The organism is Tepidimonas aquatica (genome assembly GCF_007556585.1).
GTDB lineage: Bacteria > Pseudomonadota > Gammaproteobacteria > Burkholderiales > Burkholderiaceae_C > Tepidimonas > Tepidimonas aquatica.
This window is the reverse complement of sequence record NZ_VJNA01000084.1, coordinates 1-1,060: the sequence shown is the minus strand read 5'-3', so window position 1 is coordinate 1,060 and position 1,060 is coordinate 1. Positions and strand designations below refer to the sequence as shown.

The following is a 1,060-nucleotide window of genomic DNA, read 5'->3' as shown; positions in this document are numbered from 1 at the left end:
ATGCCCTTCTTGACGATCATGCGCAGCAGCCACCGGATGTTGTAGCCTGCAGCACACAGCACCGCATGCAGCCGATCGCCCATCTCACCCTTGAGGTGACAGCGCCCCATGCGGTGGTCTTGTTTCAGATGCCCGATGATGGGCTCGATCGCCTGGCGGCGTTTGAGCTGCCGGCGCGCTTTGGCGCTCAGGCGCCGCATCTTGCCCCGATGCACGAGGCACACCTCGGGGTTGTCGGCATCCACCCCGCGGTAGCCCAGATCGACGAAGGCCGTCTCCGGCTTGACGCCCGTGTCCTGCATCAGGATCGTGGCCTGCTCGATCTGCTCGGCAAGGGTGTGACCGTCGTAGGGGTTGCCGTGGAAGGCGCGGGCACCGACGATGAGGTTACCCTCGAGGGTGCTGGCCACGCCCACTTTGACCCCGAACTCGTATGGCCTGCGCGCCTTGCCTTTGTTGATGCATTCGACCTCCGGGGCGTGCCAGCTGTAGAGCTTGGGCTCGCCATCGACACGGCCACGCTGGGCGCTCTGCGCCACGATGCGTCGCGCCTTGTCGAGCGCCTCGCGCAGCGACTGCCACAGGGCCTGCCCGGCGTGCGCAACCTTGCGCTCGATCTCGCGCGCCAAGCGCGCCACGATCGTGCGCTGCCGCGCCATCACTCGGCGCAGGCGTTTGAACTGCCGTGCGTGCGCATAGCGCCCCGCCTGGCGCGCCAGGGCTTGGCCTTCACGCTGAAAAGTCTGCTTGAGTTTGATCCCCAGGTCCTTGGCCGCCTGCACGAGCTTGGTGCGCGCCGTCTCCAGCAGCCGGCTGTCGGTGGGGTAGGTGATGGCCTTCTCTTGCACGGTGCTGTCCACCGCCACGCACCTCAAGTCCTTGCCCTCGATGAGCTCGAGGGCTGCTGCCACGTTGATGGTCTGCGCTAAAAGTTCCTCCACCCCTTCTTCGCCCAGGAGTTGGCGAAACTTGACCAAGGTCGTCGCATCGCAGGGCAGCCGGTGCTCAAAGTACGCCTGCCCAGAGAAATACTGCCAGGTGGGGGTCTCGGCCCAGCGCT

Annotated in this window: 1 protein-coding gene; it reads right to left on the bottom strand. The window is 65.8% G+C overall.

Going from position 1 to position 1,060, the window contains the following annotated elements; genetic code table 11:
• The coding region (locus tag Taqua_RS13060; RefSeq protein WP_144326995.1) for an IS5 family transposase at positions 1–1,060 on the bottom strand (1,060 nt) is incomplete at both ends.